Origin of the sequence: Pantoea allii (assembly GCF_046529425.1) — a bacterium.
Lineage (GTDB): Bacteria > Pseudomonadota > Gammaproteobacteria > Enterobacterales > Enterobacteriaceae > Pantoea > Pantoea allii.
The window spans coordinates 3,508,558-3,526,596 of sequence record NZ_CP125958.1 but is presented as its reverse complement, the minus strand read 5'-3'; the positions used below and the strand labels follow the sequence as shown (position 1 = coordinate 3,526,596).

The 18,039-nt window shown below is 56.0% G+C and carries 18 protein-coding genes; 10 read left to right on the top strand and 8 right to left on the bottom strand.

Annotated features, from left to right (window positions below):
* Window positions 1-47 precede the first annotated feature (47 nt).
* Window positions 48-602: a DUF3251 domain-containing protein gene (locus QNH99_RS16775; RefSeq protein ID WP_410516453.1), complete on the bottom strand. Its 555-nt coding sequence runs from the start codon at window positions 600-602 to the stop codon at window positions 48-50.
* Window positions 603-1,145: 543 nt separating this feature from the next.
* On the opposite strand from QNH99_RS16775, the gene nrdR reads away from it, so the two are divergent.
* The 6 genes from nrdR to pgpA all read left to right on the top strand — a co-directional run bounded on the left by nrdR (window position 1,146) and on the right by pgpA (window position 5,218).
* Window positions 1,146-1,595: a transcriptional regulator NrdR gene (gene nrdR / locus QNH99_RS16770; protein ID WP_006117986.1), complete on the top strand. Its 450-nt coding sequence runs from the start codon at window positions 1,146-1,148 to the stop codon at window positions 1,593-1,595.
* Window positions 1,596-1,598: 3 nt separating this feature from the next.
* Complete coding sequence (gene ribD, locus QNH99_RS16765) at window positions 1,599-2,702, top strand: bifunctional diaminohydroxyphosphoribosylaminopyrimidine deaminase/5-amino-6-(5-phosphoribosylamino)uracil reductase RibD (protein WP_410516947.1); 1,104 nt, start codon at window positions 1,599-1,601, stop codon at window positions 2,700-2,702.
* Window positions 2,703-2,792: 90 nt separating this feature from the next.
* Window positions 2,793-3,263, top strand: coding sequence for a 6,7-dimethyl-8-ribityllumazine synthase (gene ribE / locus QNH99_RS16760; RefSeq protein ID WP_410516946.1), 471 nt, complete (start codon window positions 2,793-2,795; stop codon window positions 3,261-3,263).
* 19 nt (window positions 3,264-3,282) lie between these two features.
* Window positions 3,283-3,702 carry a transcription antitermination factor NusB gene (gene nusB, locus QNH99_RS16755; RefSeq protein WP_063878628.1) on the top strand — a complete coding sequence of 140 codons (420 nt, stop codon included), beginning with the start codon at window positions 3,283-3,285 and terminating at the stop codon, window positions 3,700-3,702.
* Window positions 3,703-3,756: 54 nt separating this feature from the next.
* Entirely contained in the window at window positions 3,757-4,734 is a 978-nt protein-coding gene (gene thiL, locus QNH99_RS16750; RefSeq protein ID WP_096012004.1) for a thiamine-phosphate kinase, read from the top strand.
* Complete coding sequence (gene pgpA / locus QNH99_RS16745; protein ID WP_096012003.1) at window positions 4,721-5,218, top strand: phosphatidylglycerophosphatase A; 498 nt, start codon at window positions 4,721-4,723, stop codon at window positions 5,216-5,218. Before thiL ends, pgpA begins: the two co-directional genes overlap by 14 nt.
* A 172-nt stretch (window positions 5,219-5,390) precedes the next feature.
* Here pgpA and QNH99_RS16740 read toward each other — a convergent pair whose 3' ends face one another.
* From QNH99_RS16740 to xseB, 4 genes are all read right to left on the bottom strand, one after another.
* Window positions 5,391-6,365, bottom strand: coding sequence for an aldo/keto reductase (locus QNH99_RS16740; protein WP_410516945.1), 975 nt, complete (start codon window positions 6,363-6,365; stop codon window positions 5,391-5,393).
* Window positions 6,366-6,442: 77 nt separating this feature from the next.
* Window positions 6,443-8,308, bottom strand: a complete 1,866-nt coding sequence (gene dxs, locus QNH99_RS16735; RefSeq protein WP_241567247.1) for a 1-deoxy-D-xylulose-5-phosphate synthase — start codon at window positions 8,306-8,308, stop codon at window positions 6,443-6,445.
* A 19-nt stretch (window positions 8,309-8,327) separates the two neighbouring features.
* Window positions 8,328-9,227, bottom strand: a complete 900-nt coding sequence (gene ispA, locus QNH99_RS16730) for a (2E,6E)-farnesyl diphosphate synthase (RefSeq protein WP_410516944.1) — start codon at window positions 9,225-9,227, stop codon at window positions 8,328-8,330.
* Window positions 9,227-9,469, bottom strand: a complete 243-nt coding sequence (gene xseB, locus QNH99_RS16725) for an exodeoxyribonuclease VII small subunit (protein WP_063878634.1) — start codon at window positions 9,467-9,469, stop codon at window positions 9,227-9,229. Before xseB ends, ispA begins: the two co-directional genes overlap by 1 nt.
* Window positions 9,470-9,701: 232 nt before the next feature.
* Between xseB and thiI the strand changes: the two genes are divergently transcribed.
* Window positions 9,702-11,150 (top strand): tRNA uracil 4-sulfurtransferase ThiI, encoded by a 1,449-nt coding sequence (thiI, locus tag QNH99_RS16720; protein WP_096012000.1) that lies wholly within the window; start codon window positions 9,702-9,704, stop codon window positions 11,148-11,150.
* Between the two features lie 99 nt (window positions 11,151-11,249).
* Here the strand turns inward: thiI and yajL are convergent, their stop codons facing one another.
* Both yajL and panE read right to left on the bottom strand, forming a co-directional pair.
* Window positions 11,250-11,849, bottom strand: coding sequence for a protein deglycase YajL (gene yajL, locus QNH99_RS16715; protein WP_096011999.1), 600 nt, complete (start codon window positions 11,847-11,849; stop codon window positions 11,250-11,252).
* The gene (gene panE / locus QNH99_RS16710; protein ID WP_063878637.1) at window positions 11,803-12,723 is read right to left on the bottom strand and encodes a 2-dehydropantoate 2-reductase; all 921 of its coding nucleotides are present in this window, start codon (window positions 12,721-12,723) and stop codon (window positions 11,803-11,805) included. The genes yajL and panE overlap by 47 nt, the downstream gene beginning before the upstream one ends.
* A 133-nt stretch (window positions 12,724-12,856) precedes the next feature.
* Between panE and QNH99_RS16705 the strand changes: the two genes are divergently transcribed.
* On the top strand, window positions 12,857-13,348 hold the full coding sequence (locus QNH99_RS16705; protein WP_063878638.1) for a YajQ family cyclic di-GMP-binding protein: 492 nt from the start codon (window positions 12,857-12,859) through the stop codon (window positions 13,346-13,348).
* On the opposite strand, the gene QNH99_RS16700 is transcribed toward QNH99_RS16705, so the two are convergent.
* Window positions 13,345-15,126: a sigma-54-dependent Fis family transcriptional regulator gene (locus tag QNH99_RS16700; RefSeq protein ID WP_172897418.1), complete on the bottom strand. Its 1,782-nt coding sequence runs from the start codon at window positions 15,124-15,126 to the stop codon at window positions 13,345-13,347. The genes QNH99_RS16705 and QNH99_RS16700 overlap by 4 nt on opposite strands.
* 273 nt (window positions 15,127-15,399) lie before the next feature.
* Between QNH99_RS16700 and QNH99_RS16695 the strand changes: the two genes are divergently transcribed.
* Together QNH99_RS16695 and adhP are read left to right on the top strand one after the other, a co-directional pair.
* The gene (locus QNH99_RS16695; RefSeq protein WP_063881116.1) at window positions 15,400-16,920 is read left to right on the top strand and encodes an aldehyde dehydrogenase family protein; all 1,521 of its coding nucleotides are present in this window, start codon (window positions 15,400-15,402) and stop codon (window positions 16,918-16,920) included.
* 27 nt (window positions 16,921-16,947) lie between these two features.
* The gene (adhP, locus tag QNH99_RS16690; protein WP_063878640.1) at window positions 16,948-17,988 is read left to right on the top strand and encodes an alcohol dehydrogenase AdhP; all 1,041 of its coding nucleotides are present in this window, start codon (window positions 16,948-16,950) and stop codon (window positions 17,986-17,988) included.
* Window positions 17,989-18,039 lie beyond the last annotated feature (51 nt).

Sequence of the window (18,039 nt, the reverse complement as noted above, 5' to 3'; positions counted from 1 at the left end):
GCATCATGGAAAAGCCGCTAGCGCAATCTGGCGGCTTTTTTTTGTCGTTAAGACCTGGGCGCAGCCGTTTTGGCCAGCACCTGATGAACCCGGACATAGCCGAGCTGCTCTGGCGTAATACCGCTCAAACGTAACGGAACCGTGACCGAACTGCGCGGCGTCAGCGCGGTGGGCACCGCGATGGTCTGAGTCAGGCTGTCGGCTTCAAGCGGCTTGCCCGTTGCGGGGTCAAGCTGGCCCCACACCACGGTGGCCTCCAGCGCAGGCAGCGGCTGATTATCGCGTGTCTGCAGGGTCAGGTTAGCGTGTGATCCGCCAGCTTCTGCCTCAACCTGTGATAACGATAAGCGCAACGTACCGGCCTGGGTTTGCAATTCAACAGGCGTATTTGCCTGCGGTAATAGCCATGCGCCCTGCTGCGAGTGCGCGTTAAGCTGTCCCTGAATCTCCACCGCGCCTGCCTGGCTGGTGAGTTGCTGCATCTGCTGATTGAGTTGGCTGACTTCCTGATGGAGCTGTTTCACCTGCGGCTGTTGCGTTGTGCTGCAACCACTCAACAGAACCAGCGACAGGGCCGCAGGTGCCCAAACCGTCCTGATCATCATTTATCCTTTTCCGTTATAGAGAAATACCTAAAAACCGCCCCGGCACAGGTTGTCCGTGGGGCTGCAATGATTTATCGAAATCAATGGCGTTCACGTATCCGGTCGTGCCTTTTAACCTGACCGTTGCCGACATCACGTTATCTTCTACGTGAGCGATGGCGTCAAGACTGCCTTTAGCGACCAGGCGTTTCTTTTTCCGTTAACGGAATAGTCTGACGACCTGAGGTTCACCCTTGACATCCCCATCCAGATTATCTCTGTCGGCTAATCCGGCCGTGTAAACCCACTGCCGCGTTGCGTCCGCGTCATCGCTAACAAGCAAGCCGCGCCGGCGTTTGTGCCGGCTTCATTGCAAAGATAACGCCTGCTGACGGGGATAACATTTAGCGCATGACGCGGTAAGCGGCCTGCTTTTTGTCTTCGTGAGCGTTTTGCTCCCTCAGGCTGTAAGGACGACAGGGTAAAGCACGGGAATCGATTTTGTTGACCTGCAGTTCGCGCTACACTGTATGACCTATTTATCTCGTGTCAGGAAACGTCATGCATTGCCCATTCTGCTCCGCTGTAGACACTAAAGTGATTGATTCTCGTCTGGTTAGTGAGGGTTCATCAGTGCGGCGCCGTCGTCAATGTCTGGTGTGCCATGAGCGTTTTACGACGTTTGAAGTGGCTGAGCTGGTGATGCCGCGCGTGGTGAAAAGCAACGATGTGCGTGAACCTTTCAATGAAGACAAACTCGCCAGCGGCATGATGAAAGCGCTGGAAAAGCGTCCGGTCAGTGCGGATGCGGTAGAGAGTGCGGTAAGCCATATTAAAACCCAGTTGCGCGCGACCGGTGAACGTGAAATCCCCAGCAAGCTGATTGGGAACCTGGTCATGGATGAACTGAAAAAGCTCGATAAGGTGGCCTATATTCGCTTTGCTTCCGTTTATCGCAGCTTCGAAGATGTGCGTGATTTTGGCGAAGAGATTGCCAGATTACAGGATTAAATCATGACTGATGAACACGCTATGGCGCGCGCGCTGGAACTGGCGCGGCGCGGCCGCTTTACGACCACGCCCAATCCGAATGTCGGCTGCGTGATTGTACGCGACGGCCAGATTGTTGGAGAAGGCTGGCACCAGCGCGCCGGTGAACCCCATGCAGAAGTGCATGCGCTACGTATGGCGGGTGACCGCGCCCGGGGGGCGACCGCCTATGTGACGCTGGAACCCTGCAGCCATCACGGCCGCACGCCGCCCTGTTGCGACGCGCTTATTGCCGCTGGCGTAACGCGGGTAGTTGCTGCCATGCAGGACCCCAATCCGCAGGTGGCTGGGCGGGGATTGCATCGTCTGCGCCAGGCGGGCATTGAGGTCAGCCACGGACTGATGATGCAGGAAGCGGAAGCCCTGAATCGCGGTTTTCTGAAACGCATGCGCACCGGCTTTCCCTGGATACAGTTAAAACTGGGCGCATCGCTGGACGGCCGCACAGCAATGGCAAACGGTGAAAGCCAGTGGATCACCTCGGCGGCTGCCAGGCGGGATGTACAGCGGTTGCGCGCCCAGAGCTCTGCCATCCTCAGCACGAGCGCAACGGTTCTGGCGGATGATCCCTCGTTAACGGTGCGCTGGTCAGAACTGGACAGCGACAGCCAGCGCCTGGTGGATGAAGCACAGCTGCGTCAGCCGGTCAGAGTGATCGTCGATAGCCAGAATCGCGTAACGCCTCAGCACAAACTTATTGAACAATTGGGCGAAACCTGGCTGATGCGTCAGCAGGCCGACGATCTGCGCTGGCCCGAAACGATCACGCAAATTCCTGTTCCGCTGCGCGACAGCCAGCTGGATTTAGTGGCCCTGATGATGGTGCTGGGCCAGCGGCAAATTAACAGCGTCTGGGTAGAAGCGGGTGCCACGCTGGCGGGTGCGCTACTTCAGGCAGGCCTGGTTGATGAGCTGATTTTATATGTCGCCCCGAAATTACTCGGCAATGACGCGCGTGGTTTGTGCCAGCTGGCGGGCCTGACAGCGTTGGCCGATGCGCCAGTCTTTGCCTTCAGCGATATCCGTCAGGTCGGCAGCGATGTGCGCCTGACCCTGACACCGCAATAACAGAGGCGGAAAAGCGAGAGCACGCCGCCAAAGAGTATGTTAGAATCCGCCCCCCTGCGCGGGGCCAAACAAACCCCTGAAAGGATATGTATGAAAGTTATCGAAGCTGCCGTTGCAACGCCTGAGGCAAACATTGCCATCGTTATCGCGCGTTTTAACAACTTCATCAATGACAGCCTGTTAGACGGCGCAGTCGATGCCCTGAAGCGCATCGGCCAGGTCAGCGATGACAATATCACCGTTGTCTGGGTGCCTGGTGCTTATGAACTGCCGCTGGCAGCGCGTGCGCTGGCAAAAACCGGCAAATACGATGCCGTTATTGCTCTGGGTACCGTGATTCGTGGTGGCACTGCGCACTTCGAATATGTCGCAGGCGAAGCCAGCTCCGGTATTGCCAGCGTTGCCATGGACTGTGATCTTCCTGTGGCATTTGGCGTACTGACGACCGAAAATATCGAGCAGGCCATTGAGCGTGCTGGAACCAAAGCGGGTAATAAAGGTGCCGAAGCGGCCCTGACCGCGCTTGAAATGATCAACGTATTGAAAGCCATTAAAGCCTGATTTTTGTAAGGGGAATTTTGTGAAACCTGCTGCTCGTCGTCGCGCCCGTGAGTGCGCTGTCCAGGCGCTTTACTCCTGGCAGTTGTCCAACAACGACATTGCCGATGTGGAATACCAGTTTCTGGCGGAACAAGACGTCAAAGACGTCGACATTACCTATTTCCGCGAACTGCTGACCGGTGTGGCGACCAACAGCGCGTACCTGGATGGCTTAATGAAGCCCTATCTGTCGCGTCAGCTTGAAGAGCTGGGGCAGGTGGAAAAAGCCATTCTGCGTATTTCGCTGTATGAATTGAGCAAGCGTTCTGATGTGCCCTACAAAGTGGCCATCAACGAAGGTATCGAACTGGCGAAAGTATTTGGTGCCGAAGACAGCCATAAATTTGTCAACGGCGTACTGGATAAAGCCGGTCCACAGATTAGACCCCAACGCAAATAATCAATAAGGCCGGCTTGCCGGCCTTTTTCATTAATGGTTAAGCGGAACGCAATTATGTCATGTGGTGAATTTGAACTCATCGCACGCTACTTCAACCGCAGAACGCGGAGCCGCCGTGATGTCGAACTCGGCATCGGCGACGATTGCGCGTTGCTTAGCGTGCCCGAAAAACAGACGCTGGCGGTCAGCACCGATACGCTGGTTTCAGGCGTCCACTTCCTGCCTTCTATCCATCCTGCCGATTTAGCCTACAAATCTCTGGCGGTTAACCTGAGCGATTTGGCTGCAATGGGGGCCGATCCTGCCTGGCTGACGCTGGCGATGACCTTGCCTGAGGTCAATGAAGCCTGGTTAAGCAGCTTTAGCGAAAGCCTGTTCGACCTGCTGGAATATTACGACATGCAACTGGTCGGTGGCGACACGACGCGCGGGCCGCTCAGCCTGACGCTGGGAATTCATGGTTTGATCCCGCACGGCAAAGCATTGAAACGATCGGGCGCTAAACCGGGCGACTGGATCTACGTGACCGGCACGCTGGGTGACAGTGCCGCCGGACTGGCGTTATTACAACATCACTGTCGCATTGACGATCCGGCGATACATGAAGCCCTGATCAAGCGCCATTTGCGCCCGATGCCGCGCATTCTGCAGGGGCAGTCGTTGCGTTCCCTGGCGTCATCGGCCATTGATTTATCGGACGGGCTGATCTCCGATTTGGGTCATGTGCTGAAAGCCAGCGGCTGTGGTGCCAGGATCAATCTTGATGCGCTGCCGCTGTCTTCTGCACTGCGTGAAAACTTTGATGCCGCGCAGGTACTGCGCTGGGCGCTGAGCGGCGGAGAGGACTACGAACTGTGCTTTAGCGTACCGGAAGTCAATCGCGGCGCGCTGGACGTGGCACTGGGTCATCTTGGCGTGCCTTACACCTGTATCGGCCAGATGGCACCGGAGTCAGAAGGACTGTCCCTGCTGGACAACGGCAAACCGACAGAATTCCGCCATAAAGGATTCGACCATTTTGACCACAGATAAAAGCCTCGCCAAAAGTCGCCTGCGCCTGCGCAATCCCTGGCATTTACTGGCGACCGGCTTCGGCAGCGGGCTCAGCCCGTTTATGCCGGGTACGGTGGGATCGCTGGCTGCTATCCCGTTTTGGTGGCTCATGACCTTTCTCCCTCATGACCTGTACTCGCTGGTCGTGTTACTGGGCATTAGCGTGGGCGTTTACCTCTGCCATCGCACCGCCAAAGATATGGGCGTGCATGACCACGGTAGCATTGTCTGGGATGAGTTTATCGGGATGTGGATTACCCTGATGGCGATTCCGGTTAACAGCTGGCAATGGGTGGTCAGCGGCTTTGTCCTGTTCCGGGTGCTGGATATCTGGAAGCCCTGGCCGATTCGCTGGTTTGACCGTAACGTGCACGGCGGTATGGGCATCATGGTGGATGATATTATCGCAGGCATTATCGCGGCGGCGATGCTGTACGGTACAGGCGTTTATCTGGCGGGATAACCTTGCCGGGTGACGTAAAACAACATCGTTTTAACCTGCATATTGCTTTACAGCACAACGACCTTTCCCGTGCAATCGCGGGAACGGTCGTCACTATCAAATCAGTGCTCAGATTAGCGCATATTCAACAGACAATGCCGCTGCCCGGATAGCGCGCCTCCCTGAAAATCCCTTACTGATAGCCCGTTGCCGGATGCGGTTGATAAGCCTCTTCCAGTTTGGCGATATCATCTGGCGTCAGCTCGACGTTTACCGCATTGACCAGATCGGCAAACTGCTCTGCACGGGAGGCACCGATAATCGGCGCGGTGACGGCAGGCTTGCTAAGCAGCCAGGCCAGAGCCACCTGTGCACGCGTCGCGCCTTTATCTGCGGCAACCTGCGCCAGGCGCTCGGCTATCACGGCGTCGTTTTCCTCGGTTGAGGCATAGAGGGATTTGATGACCTCATCCGACACGGAGCGTGCGGTCGTTTCTCCCCACGGACGGGTAAGCTTGCCGCGCGCCAGCGGACTCCAGGGCAGAACCGCAATGTTTTCCCGCTGGCACAAGGGGTGCATCTCACGCTCTTCTTCACGCTGAATCAGATTGTACTGATCCTGCATGGTGACAAAGCGCGCCCAGCCCTCCTGGTCCTGCAATGCCAGGGCCTGAGCAAACTGGTTGGTATGCATTGAGGAGGCACCGATATAACGCGCCTTTCCTGATTTCACCACCTCGTTAAGCGCATCCAGCGTCTCTTCCAGCGGCGTGTCATAGTCCCAGCGGTGAATTTGCAGAAGATCGACATAGTCCATGCCGAGCCGTTGCAGGCTGTCGTCAATGGATTGCAGGATATTTTGACGGGATAAGCCCTGCGACAGATTGCTCATGGGAAAGAAAACTTTGGTGGCGACCACCACCTCATCACGCCGGGCGAAATCGTTAAGCGCCCGGCCTACAATTTCCTCGCTACTGCCATCCGAATAGCTGTTCGCAGTATCGAAAAAATTGATCCCGGCTTCGAGTGCCTGGCGGATGAGCGGACGGCTGCTCTCTTCAGGCAGTGTCCAGGCGTGCTTGCCACGATCGGGTTCGCCGAAGGTCATACAGCCCAGGCAAAGCCGTGAAACCCTTAAGTCGGTATTCGCTAATTGAATGGTTTTCATGATGACTCCTGCTATGTCTTTCCCAGGGGATCAAGCATAGCAGGAATACCGCTCTCCGCAGAGAGCGGGGCAGGGAACTATTGCGCCAGCCAGCGACTGATTTGCTGTTGAATACCGTCAACGTCCAGTTGGTAGACGTGACGCATCTCTTCCTGCGTGCCGGGTGGAATAAACTCATCAGGCAGGCCGATATTCAGCACCGGCACACCCAGGCGCTTAGCCATGACATACTCATTCACGCCGCTACCTGCGCCGCCTTTAATCGCGCCTTCTTCCAGCGTAATCAAGGATTCGTGACGGGCCGCCAGTTCAGTGATCAGTGCCGTATCCAGCGGTTTCACAAAGCGCATGTCAACCAGCGTGGCATTGAGCGCTTCCGCCACCTGGCTCGCTTCTGGCAACAGCGTACCAAAGTTGAGGATAGCCAGTTTTTCGCCCTGACGTTTTACCACGCCTTTACCCAGCGGCAGGCTTTGCAGCGGCGTTAATGCCGCGCCGGTGCCGGTGCCGCGCGGATAGCGAACCGCAGCCGGGCCATCCTGATAGTGATAGCCGGTATACAGCATCTGGCGACATTCGTCCTCGTCGCTCGGCGTCATAATCACCATGTCCGGAACGCAGCGCAGGTAGGCGAGATCGAACGCGCCCTGGTGCGTTTGACCGTCAGCACCCACGATGCCGCCACGATCGATAGCAAACAACACCGGCAGCTTCTGAATCGCCACATCGTGAATCACCTGATCGTAGGCGCGCTGCAGGAAGGTGGAATAGATAGCCACCACCGGTTTATAGCCGCCAATGGCCAGGCCCGCTGCAAAGGTCACCGCATGCTGTTCCGCAATAGCGACATCAAAATATTGATTGGGATACTTGCGAGAGAAACCCACCATGCCGGAACCTTCACGCATGGCTGGCGTAATGGCCATCAGTTTGGCATCGTCAGCGGCCATCTCGCACAGCCAGTTACCGAAAATTTTGGAATAGCTCGGCAAACCTTCGGCGCTTTTTGGCAGCTCGCCGCTGGCAACGTCAAATTTTGGCACCGCATGCCAGGCGATAGGGTCCTGCTCCGCCGGCGCATAACCTTTGCCCTTTTTGGTCATAATATGCAGGAACTGCGGGCCTTTCAGGCTGCGCATGTTGCTCAGCGTATTCACCAGCGTCAGGACATCATGTCCGTCAACCGGGCCGATATAGTTAAATCCCAGCTCTTCGAACAGCGTACCGGGCACGACCATGCCTTTCAGGTGCTCTTCGGTGCGCCGGACTAACTCTTTGATAGGCGGCAGGCCGGTCAGGACGCGCTTACCGCCCTCACGCAAACGGGCATAGGTTTTGCCGGATAAAATCTGCGCCAGTCGGTTATTCAGGGCACCCACGTTTTCGGAAATCGACATTTCATTGTCATTCAGAATAACGAGCATATCGGACTTGATATCGCCCGCATGGTTCATGGCTTCAAACGCCATGCCGGCAGTGATTGCGCCATCACCGATAACGCAGGCGGTGCGACGGCCTTTGCCTTCACGTTCGGCAGCCGCAGCCATCCCCAGTCCGGCACTGATGGAGGTGGAGGAGTGGCCCACGCTCAGCACGTCGTATTCACTCTCACCGCGCCAGGGAAACGGATGCACGCCGTTCTTTTGGCGAATAGAGCCAATGCGATCGCGACGACCCGTTAAAATTTTGTGCGGATAAGCCTGATGACCGACGTCCCAGACCAGGTGATCGAACGGTGTGTTATAAACGTAATGCAGCGCCACCGTCAGCTCGACCACGCCCAGGCCCGACGCAAAATGGCCGCTTGAGCGGCTCACGCTGTCTAATAAATACTGGCGCAGCTCGTTGCAAAGCGCAGGCAATTTCTCTTTAGGCAGGGCTCGCAGCGCCTGAACCGTTTCTGCCTGCGCCAGTGTCGGGTATTTTGTAGTATCAAAACTCATCAGTGACTCATCATGGAAGTTATTTATCGCGTTCAATTACGAAGCTCGCCAGCGCCTTCAAGGCTTTAGTGTTATAGGATTTTGCAGAGAGCATATGCAAAGCATCGACGGCTTCCTGATACAAATCCAGTGCCTTAGTGCGGGCATTATCCAGACCCATCAGTGAAGGATAGGTGCTTTTTCCAAGATCTTGATCGGCACCTTGACGTTTTCCGATGACAGCTGTGTCGCCCGTCACATCCAGGATGTCATCCTGCACCTGAAAAGCCAGGCCAATCGCATCGGCATAGCGGTCAAGATGCGGGAGCGCTTCACGACCTTTTTCCCCGGCGGCAAAGGCGCCGAGCCGAACGGCTGCGCGAATTAATGCCCCGGTTTTATGACGATGAATCTGTTCAAGTTGGGTCAGGCCCACTGACTGACCTTCAGCGGCCAAATCCAACGCCTGTCCACCGCACATGCCGGCTACGCCGCTGGCTTTTGCCAGCTCGGACAGCATGGCCAGTCGGTATTCCGCGCTTACGCCAGGCATCGGCTGGTCGGCAAGAATCGAAAAGGCCAGCGTTTGCAGCGCATCCCCGGCAAGGATAGCCGTGTCTTCACCATATTTGATATGGCAAGTCGGTTGACCACGACGCAGGGCGTCATCGTCCATTGCCGGAAGATCGTCATGAATCAGTGAATAGGCATGAATACACTCAACTGCCGCAGCGGGCGCATCCAGGCTGGCTTTGTCGGCGTGAAGCATTTCGCCGGTGGCGTAGACCAGAAACGGGCGCAGGCGTTTTCCGCCCAATAATGCCCCATACTGCATGGCATTCACCAGAGGAGAACTCTGAAAAGGCAGAGCATCTAATAAGCCCGTCAACGCGCGGTTCACCTGTCGGTGATAGGCGTCGAGCAGTTCAGGAAAATCCATTAGCTGTTTTCCGGCGTAAAGGAGGAGAGGTCGGCGTCTTTATCATCGCTGAGTAAAATACGAACGCGCTGCTCAGCCTGTTGCAGCGTCTGTTGGCCGTTGCGTGCTAACTGCACGCCGCGCTCAAATTCATTGAGTGCCTCTTCCAACGGCAGTTCACCACTTTCCAGACGGCTGACAATCTGTTCCAGCTGCTGCAATGACGTTTCAAAGCTGGCTGGCTGTTCGGCTTTTTTCGGCATAGTTAGGATCGACTCACGGTTGGGACGTTATCTTGCAATCGGTCATGGTAGCTGACAGAGAATGATTAGCAAAATAATCAATGCGCATGCTGTTGCAGAAGCAGTCACCGGGTAAAGGTGATATACTCTCGCGCCTCGGATGCGGATGCGCCTGGCACCCCGCAATTTTATGATCTTACCAGCTAAGTGCAGCCTGTTTTAGCACTTATTTGCCCAACGAAGCTGTATCGCCATGAAGTTTATCGTCAAGTTATTTCCCGAAATCACCATCAAGAGTCAGTCGGTGCGCCTGCGCTTTATTAAGATTCTTGCCAGCAATATCCGTAACGTGCTCAAAACGGTCAGCGATGAGATTGCGGTCGTGCGTCACTGGGATCATATTGAAGTGCGCTGTAAAGATGAAGCCATGCGCAGGGTCATTCCTGATGAGCTCATGCGCATCCCCGGTATTCATCATGTCCTTGCGGTTGAAGATCGTGAATATACCGATATCCACCATATTTTTGAGCAGACGCTGGCGCAGTATCGCGATGCTCTTGAAAACAAAACGTTTTGCGTGCGGGTTAAGCGCCGGGGCAAACACAGCTTCAGTTCGCAGGATGTGGAACGCTATGTGGGCGGTGGTCTGAATCAGCACATCGACAGCGCGACGGTACAGCTTAAAAAGCCGCAGGTGACGGTCAATCTGGAAGTGGAAGAAAACCGTTTAACCCTGGTCACCGCACGCTATGAAGGGCTGGGCGGTTTCCCGATCGGCACGCAGGAAGACGTGCTGTCGCTGATCTCGGGCGGTTTTGACTCCGGCGTTTCAAGCTACATGTTGATGCGTCGCGGTTGCCGGGTGCACTACTGCTTCTTTAATCTTGGTGGGGCAGCGCATGAAATCGGCGTGCGTCAGGTGGCGCATTATATCTGGAACCGTTTTGGCCGTTCGCATCGGGTCCGTTTTGTGGCGATTAACTTCGAGCCGGTCGTGGGCGAAATTTTAGAAAAAGTCGACGATGGCCAAATGGGCGTGGTGCTGAAGCGCATGATGGTTCGCGCCGCGTCGATGGTGGCTGAACGTTATGGCGTACAGGCGCTGGTGACCGGTGAAGCGCTGGGGCAGGTATCCAGCCAGACGCTGACTAACCTGCGTTTGATCGACAATGCCTCTGATACGCTGATTCTGCGCCCGCTGATCTCCCATGATAAAGAACACATCATTAAGGTCGCGCGTGAGATCGGCACCGAAGATTTTGCCAGCACCATGCCGGAATATTGTGGTGTGATTTCCAAAAGCCCGACGGTTAGGGCGGTAAAAGGCAAAATCGAAGCCGAAGAAAGCCATTTTGACTTCTCGATTCTGGAACGCATGGTGGCCGAAGCCACTAACGTTGATATTCGCGACATCGCTGAGCAGACCCAGGAAGACGTCGTCGAGGTGGAAACGGTCGGCTTACTGAACGAAAACGACAGCGTGCTGGATATTCGCTCGGTGGATGAGCAGGAAGACAAACCGCTGCAGTTGGTGGGCACCGAAGTGAAATCGATGCCGTTCTATAAACTCAGCACGCAGTTTGGCGATCTCGATCAGAACAAAACCTGGCTGCTGTATTGCGATCGCGGCGTGATGAGTAAGTTACAGGCGCTGTACCTGCATGAGCAGGGTTTTAAAAACGTCAAAGTTTACCGCCCGTAAGGCGATCCGAGACAGTATGACTGTTTCGGCAGTGCCCGCGTCCACCTGAGAGTGATGCGGGCACCGTGCGCGCTGTATCTGCTGTCTTAACGCCCAATCCTAACTTGCCTGATAATCATAAATGCCGGGTGCCAGTACCAACTGGGCTGCAACCTCACGCGCTTTATCACTGCCTGCTAATAAATCAATTAACTTCAGCGCAAAGTCCATCGCCGTGCCCGGAGCCTGGCTGGTTAACAGATTAACCCGTGGGTCCCATACGACGCGACGCTCCATCCATTTATCCTCCGGTATCCTGTCTTTCAACCCGGGAAAGCCCGTCATATTTCCTACCGGAAACAGATTGTGCGGCACCAGTACCGTGCCGGCTGCCGCGCAGATGGCGGCAACAATGCGTCCTGACTGATGGAACTGGCGGACGGTTTCCACCAGCAGCGGGCTGTCGCGAAACGTCTCGGCTCCTTTGAGGCCACCGGGTAGCACAATGGCGTCATAGTCATTGTCCGCCACCTCAACCAGCGGCACATCGGCCAGCAACCTTACGCCGCGGGAACAGACAATTTCCCGGCTTCCGTCGCTTTCTACGCTGGCGGTGAGGGTTTTTATACCGCCGCGAACCAGGAGATCAAGCGTGGTCACCGCTTCGATTTCTTCACTGCCATGAGCCAGACAGACCAGTACTGAGGCGCTCGCGCCCATAATAAGACTCCTTGCGTTTAATCATGTCATACAGGCGCGTGTTTTCTGTCAACACTAAGCCGTGCGTGCGTGCGCGGCGCAACAGAAAACCGGTAATGTACTCAATTTCCGTTAGCCGCTGCGCGCGAATATCCTGCAACATCGATGAGGTGTTGGCCGCCGTGGTTTCAATCACATCAAAGACGTGATCCTGCAGGCTCTGACTGGCAACGGACTGGCCTTCGCGTTCCATCACCCAACTGATTTCATCGCATAACGTCGTTATTTCACCGCTGTAATGACGCAACGCGCCGTTCTGACAGTCGTGCTCCACGCTCAGGGCGTTAATCACGCAGTTAACCGCCAGTTTGCGCCAGCAGGCGGCGCGGATGTTGTCGTGCCAGGCGACGTCGGGCAGTGCGTCATGCAGGATGTCGGCAATCTCACTTCCGCCCTCGCTTTTACGGTTGCCGGGGCCAATGTGCGTGACGCCGTTGGCGACATGCTTGATCACCGTGCCGTCTCGCATGGCGGCGTGCGTGGTGATACCGCGCAACAGGGGTTGCCGAAGCCCTTTGAGTTCTCCCAGCGTGCCCATCCCGTTGTGCAGCAGCAGCACGGGGCAGTTTTCCGACATCACGCTTTCCAGATTTTTAACGGCGGTCGACACCTGTGGCGCTTTAAGCGTCACCAACAGCAGTTGGCTCTGGGCCAGAAACAGCGGATCGTTAGCGATAAATGTCCGGTTTGACACGCGGCCCAACGGGTCAATCACGTTAGCGGAACAGTAGGGCTGAGGGACGCGCAGCCATCCCTGAACATCGTGTCCGCAATGGGCAAGGGCGGTGAGCCAGACCTGACCTAGCGCACCACATCCTAATACGGTTATTTTCATGCTGCCTCCCGCTCGCGGGCTTATTATTTATGCGCTGTGACAATGAGTTAAGTATAGCGCTGCACAGCGTGATTTTATTTAGTGCCGTAAGACGCGTATTATGCATGCCAGTTTAGCCTCAGGAGAAGAAGAGATGCCATCTTTCGATATCGTTTCAGAAGTCGACATGCAGGAAGTTCGCAATGCGGTAGAGAATGCTAACCGTGAACTGGCAACGCGTTTCGATTTTCGCAACGTCACCGCCAGTTATGAACTCAATGAAAAAAATGAAACCATTAAAGTCATCAGTGAATCTGACTTTCAGGTTAAGCAACTGGTCGATATTCTGCGCGAAAAAATGCTCAAGCGCGGCATTGAAGGCGCGGCACTGGACGTGCCAGAAGAGATTGAACACAGCGGCAAGAGCTGGAGCCTGGATGCCAAAATGAAAAAAGGCATTGAAGCCGATGTGGCGAAAAAGCTGGTGAAACTGATCAAAGACAGCAAGCTCAAAGTGCAGACGCAGATTCAGGGGGAATCCCTGCGCGTCACCGGTAAGTCACGCGACGATCTGCAGGGCGCGATGGCGCTGGTGCGCGGCGGCAATCTGGGGCAGCCGTTCCAGTTTAAAAACTTCCGCGATTAACCGTATTTATTGCGTGCAGCGCGGCGATACAGCGTGCTGCGCGCAACGCCTAACGCCTGTGCGGTTTTGCTGATATTGCCGTTAAACTGCTGCAGCGTGGCGTTTATCAGCTGATCGTCATGTTGCTGACGTGCAGGTAACGCCGGCGCTTCCTCGTTACGGTACGCTTCCGGCAGGTGCATTATCCCCACGGTTTCCCCATCTTCAGCCAGCGCCAGCAAGACTTTCATCAGGCTACGTAGCTGGCGTACGTTGCCCGGCCAGCGGTAACGCGTTAATGTCGTCATGACCTCAGGTGACAACCCAATCTGACGCGCATCGCCGCCCAGTTCACCCCAGAGCTGTGTGATAAAGGTCGATAGCGAAGGCCAGTCACGCAGCGGCGGAATGGTTAATGAAAACTCCTGTAAGCGATAAAGAAGATCCTCACGAAATGTGCCCTGGCTGACGCGCTGGGCCAAATCCCGGTGCGTTGCGCTGATCACGGCCAGGTTCACCGGCCAGCTCTGACTGGAACCCAGCGGTGCGACCTCTTTTTCCTGAAGCACCCGCAGGAGTCGGGTTTGCAGCGCCAGCGGCATATCGCCAATTTCATCCAGAAACAGGACGCCGCCATCGGCCTCACGAATTTTGCCGATATAGCCATTTTTGCTGGCCCCGGTAAACGCCCCGGGCTGATAGCCAAACAGCTCGGATTCAATCAGCGATTCTGGAATCGCGGCGCAGTTAATCGCCACAAATTTGCCCGCACGCCAGCGGCTCTGCTGATGCAATGCGCGGCTCACGTACTCTTTCCCGCTGCCGGTTTCCCCGCGAATGCACAATGCCACTCCGGCATTCAACAGGCGCACCATTTTGTCGCCCTCATTTTGCAGGGAGAAAGGAAGCGGTGGCGCAGGACGTGCGGCGACGCTGAAGCGCGTCCGGGTCGGTGCCCGCAGACGATAGTAATAAGGCTGATGGCCGGTTATTACCGGCGTCGGCAGGGCCGTGGCCTGCAGGTTACGCTGGGGAAACAACTGCTCAAAGGTCGTGATGCCAAGCTGCTCGGCGTGCAGACCCAGTTCACGCATCGCCAGGCGGTTTGCGGCAGTCAGTACGTTATCCGAAAACACCAGCAGCAACTCATCCAGGCTGTCGAGTTTGTGCACATCGGGGTGCAGGCTCATTAGCCACTGCTGCGGATGCAGGCTTTGCTTAACCCACAGGTACTCAATCTGCCGCGCGGCCTGCTTTACCCAGGCAAAGCTGTGATCGTGGGAGAAATGGGCGGGGCCGGAGATATCCAGCACGCCCGCGATCTGTCCGTTGGGCATTTGCAGCGGCATCGCGGCGCAGTAAAGGCCCTGATTGCGGGTCAGGAAGTGTTGATTACCGTCAACTTCGCAGCCGTCGTCTATCGCCAGGGCTGTGCCAATGGCGTTCGTGCCCCGGCCACATTCGCTCCAGATGTTGCCGGGAGCGAGGGCAAAGCGCTGTGCCTTTTGCATCGCCTGCATATCACCAAACGTATGCAGCACCCGGCCCGCAGCGTCAGACAGAATGACCACCGACTGCATCGGCGCCACCTTCTGTGCCAGCTTGCGCATCACCGGCTGAGAAAACTGTTGCAGGTCGGTATTGCTGGCGACCAGTTCTGTCAGCTCTGTCTGGGGCAGGCGAGGAAAATCATCGGCCGAACGCTCCAGCCCGTAGAGTTGGCTGCGTAACCAGGAATCACTCAGCAGTGGGTTATTGTCGATAGCGGGCAGTGTGGCATCGGAAACCTTGTCCTGCATGAATGACCTCGTGCGTTCGGAAAAGTGTTGCGGAATTGTAGCGTCTTGGTTTTTCCAGTGTTGCGATTTGCAACACAAAGCCGGATGAAACCCCTGATTCTGCGCTGGACGTTGGTTTGCCTGATGAGCAGGTTACTGATTACTCTCTGTTTTAATGCGCTTCCCCGCTTCGGCCCGGAGTTGGCACAGGCCGTGCAAGCGTCAGGTTACAGCGAGCTGTCCGTTAAAAAAACATCATGCCGCTGCCTGTCTACCCTACAGAAGGAGTTTGCAATGCGTTATGCCCATCCCGGTTCACCAGGTGCGTTAGTCACGTTCCAGTCTGCCTACGGCAACTACATTGATGGCAAATTTATTGAGCCACTGAACGGGCAATATTTCATGAATACCTCGCCCGTCAACGGCAGTGATATTGCTCACTTCCCGCGCTCCGATGCACGCGATATTGATTTGGCCCTGGATGCCGCGCATCGTGCTGCAGAAGCCTGGGGGAAAACCTCGGTACAAACCCGATCCAACCTGCTGCTTCAGGTGGCTGACCGCATTGATGCCAACCTGGAAAAGCTGGCCGTGGCGGAAAGCTGGGATAACGGCAAACCGATTCGGGAAACGCTCAATGCCGATCTGCCCCTGGCCGCCGACCATTTTCGCTACTTCGCGGGATGCCTGCGTGCGCAAGAGGGCAGCACCGGCGAGATCGATGAGAAAACCGTGGCCTATCACTTTCATGAGCCGCTGGGCGTAGTGGGACAGATTATCCCCTGGAACTTTCCCTTGCTGATGGCGGCATGGAAGCTGGCCCCTGCGCTGGCCGCCGGTAACTGTGTGGTGCTGAAGCCTGCTGAGCAAACCCCGTTGGGCATTACGCTGTTGATGGAGCTGATCGGCGATCTGTTTCCTGCCGGGGTGCTCAACGTGGTGCAGGGCTTTGGCCGTGAGGCGGGGGAAGCGTTGGCGACCAGTAAGCGTATCGCCAAAATCGCCTTTACCGGTTCAACGCCGGTGGGGCGTCATATTATGGCCTGTGCCGCAGAAAATATTATCCCCTGTACGGTAGAGTTGGGCGGGAAATCCCCCAACATCTACTTTGCCGACATTATGAACGGCGAGCCAGATTTTATTGAGAAGGCAGTAGAAGGGCTTGTGCTAGGCTTTTTTAATCAGGGCGAAGTCTGTACCTGTCCTTCCCGCGCGCTCATTCATGAGTCTGTGTATGCGCCTTTCATGGAGCGGGTGATGGCTAAAGTGGCGACGATTCGGCGCGGCGATCCGCTCGACACCGACACCATGATTGGCGCGCAGGCTTCGCGTCAGCAGTTCGATAAAATTTTGTCGTATATCGAGATTGCCCGCAACGAAGGGGGCGAGATCCTGACCGGGGGTGAGCGGGCCTTGATATCGTCCGAACTGGATAACGGTTTCTATATTCAGCCTACGCTGATTAAAGGCAGCAACAACATGCGCTGCTTTCAGGAGGAAATTTTTGGCCCGGTTATCGGTGTGACTACCTTTAAAGATGAGTCAGAAGCCTTGCGCATCGCCAATGAAACGCAGTTTGGTTTAGGCGCGGGCGTCTGGACGCGGGACAGCAATTTAGCCTACCGCATGGGGCGCGCCATTAAAGCCGGGCGTGTCTGGACCAACTGTTACCACATCTATCCGGCCCACGCCGCCTTTGGCGGTTACAAGCAATCCGGTGTTGGCCGTGAAACCCATAAAATGGCGCTCAGCCAGTATCAGCAAACGAAAAATTTGCTGGTCAGCTATGACACGGCACCGCTGGGGCTGTTTTAAGTCCGTAACCTATCTGGAGCGTAAATCATGACGATGAAAATCAACACGATGATGAAAGCCGCGGTCGTGAAGGCCTTTGGTGAGCCGTTAGTCATTGAGCAGGTCCCCGTGCCACAGCCGGGCGCAGGTCAGATTCTGGTAAAAATCGCGGCGACGGGCGTGTGTCACACCGATCTGCATGCGGCAGAGGGCGACTGGCCGGTGAAGCCCGTTCCTCCCTTTATCCCGGGACATGAGGGCGTCGGGCAGGTGGTCGCGGTGGGCGATAACGTACATCATCTGAAGGTGGGCGATCGGGTCGGCGTGCCCTGGCTCTACTCCGCCTGCGGTCACTGCGAGCACTGTCTCGATAACTGGGAAACGCTGTGCCATAGCCAGCAAAATACCGGCTATTCGGTGAACGGCAGTTTTGCCGAATACTGCGTGGCGGACGCCAACTATGTCGGCATCATCCCCGAAAACCTCGCATTCAACGAGGTGGCACCGGTGCTCTGTGCGGGCGTGACGGTCTATAAGGGTTTAAAAATGACCGACACCAAACCCGGTGACTGGGTGGTGATTTCCGGCATCGGTGGGTTAGGGCACATGGCTATACAGTATGCCGTCGCGATGGGGCTGAACGTGGCGGCTGTCGATATCGATGACGATAAGCTGGCCTTTGCCCAACGCCTTGGTGCCAGCGTGGTGGCGAATGCCAGAAACGTCGATCCGGCCAAGGTGTTTCATGAGCACTTTGGCGGCGCGCACGGCGTGCTGGTCACGGCGGTGTCGCCTAAAGCCTTTGAGCAGGCGATCGGCACGTTACGTCGCGGGGGCACCATGGTGTTAAATGGCTTGCCGCCTGGCAAATTCGATCTGTCTATTTTCGATATGGTGCTGGACGGCATTACGGTGCGGGGTTCTATCGTCGGAACGCGTAAGGATTTACAGGAGGCGCTGGATTTTGCAAGCCGTCATAAAGTGAAAGCCAGCGTGGCGATTGAACCGCTCAGCAATATTAACGATATCTTTGCCCGGATGCATGCAGGCAAGATTGAAGGCCGTATTGTGGTGGATATGTCATTGTAAACCCGAGGCAGGATGCGATGACTACCTGATGAAAAAAGGTGCCAGCGTTAA

Excerpts from the sequence above, each read along its gene's own strand:
- xseB (WP_063878634.1), bottom strand. The coding sequence starts at position 9,469 with ATGCCGAAAAAAGCCGAACAGCCAGCCAGCTTTGAAACGTCATTGCAG.
- thiI (WP_096012000.1), top strand. The coding sequence starts at position 9,702 with ATGAAGTTTATCGTCAAGTTATTTCCCGAAATCACCATCAAGAGTCAG.
- QNH99_RS16700 (WP_172897418.1), bottom strand. The coding sequence starts at position 15,126 with ATGCAGGACAAGGTTTCCGATGCCACACTGCCCGCTATCGACAATAAC.
- QNH99_RS16705 (WP_063878638.1), top strand. The coding sequence starts at position 12,857 with ATGCCATCTTTCGATATCGTTTCAGAAGTCGACATGCAGGAAGTTCGC.
- thiL (WP_096012004.1), top strand. The coding sequence starts at position 3,757 with ATGTCATGTGGTGAATTTGAACTCATCGCACGCTACTTCAACCGCAGA.
- nrdR (WP_006117986.1), top strand. The coding sequence starts at position 1,146 with ATGCATTGCCCATTCTGCTCCGCTGTAGACACTAAAGTGATTGATTCT.
- panE (WP_063878637.1), bottom strand. The coding sequence starts at position 12,723 with ATGAAAATAACCGTATTAGGATGTGGTGCGCTAGGTCAGGTCTGGCTC.
- ribD (WP_410516947.1), top strand. The coding sequence starts at position 1,599 with ATGACTGATGAACACGCTATGGCGCGCGCGCTGGAACTGGCGCGGCGC.
- yajL (WP_096011999.1), bottom strand. The coding sequence starts at position 11,849 with ATGGGCGCGAGCGCCTCAGTACTGGTCTGTCTGGCTCATGGCAGTGAA.
- QNH99_RS16740 (WP_410516945.1), bottom strand. The coding sequence starts at position 6,365 with ATGAAAACCATTCAATTAGCGAATACCGACTTAAGGGTTTCACGGCTT.
- ribE (WP_410516946.1), top strand. The coding sequence starts at position 2,793 with ATGAAAGTTATCGAAGCTGCCGTTGCAACGCCTGAGGCAAACATTGCC.
- QNH99_RS16695 (WP_063881116.1), top strand. The coding sequence starts at position 15,400 with ATGCGTTATGCCCATCCCGGTTCACCAGGTGCGTTAGTCACGTTCCAG.
- dxs (WP_241567247.1), bottom strand. The coding sequence starts at position 8,308 with ATGAGTTTTGATACTACAAAATACCCGACACTGGCGCAGGCAGAAACG.
- QNH99_RS16775 (WP_410516453.1), bottom strand. The coding sequence starts at position 602 with ATGATCAGGACGGTTTGGGCACCTGCGGCCCTGTCGCTGGTTCTGTTG.
- adhP (WP_063878640.1), top strand. The coding sequence starts at position 16,948 with ATGACGATGAAAATCAACACGATGATGAAAGCCGCGGTCGTGAAGGCC.
- ispA (WP_410516944.1), bottom strand. The coding sequence starts at position 9,227 with ATGGATTTTCCTGAACTGCTCGACGCCTATCACCGACAGGTGAACCGC.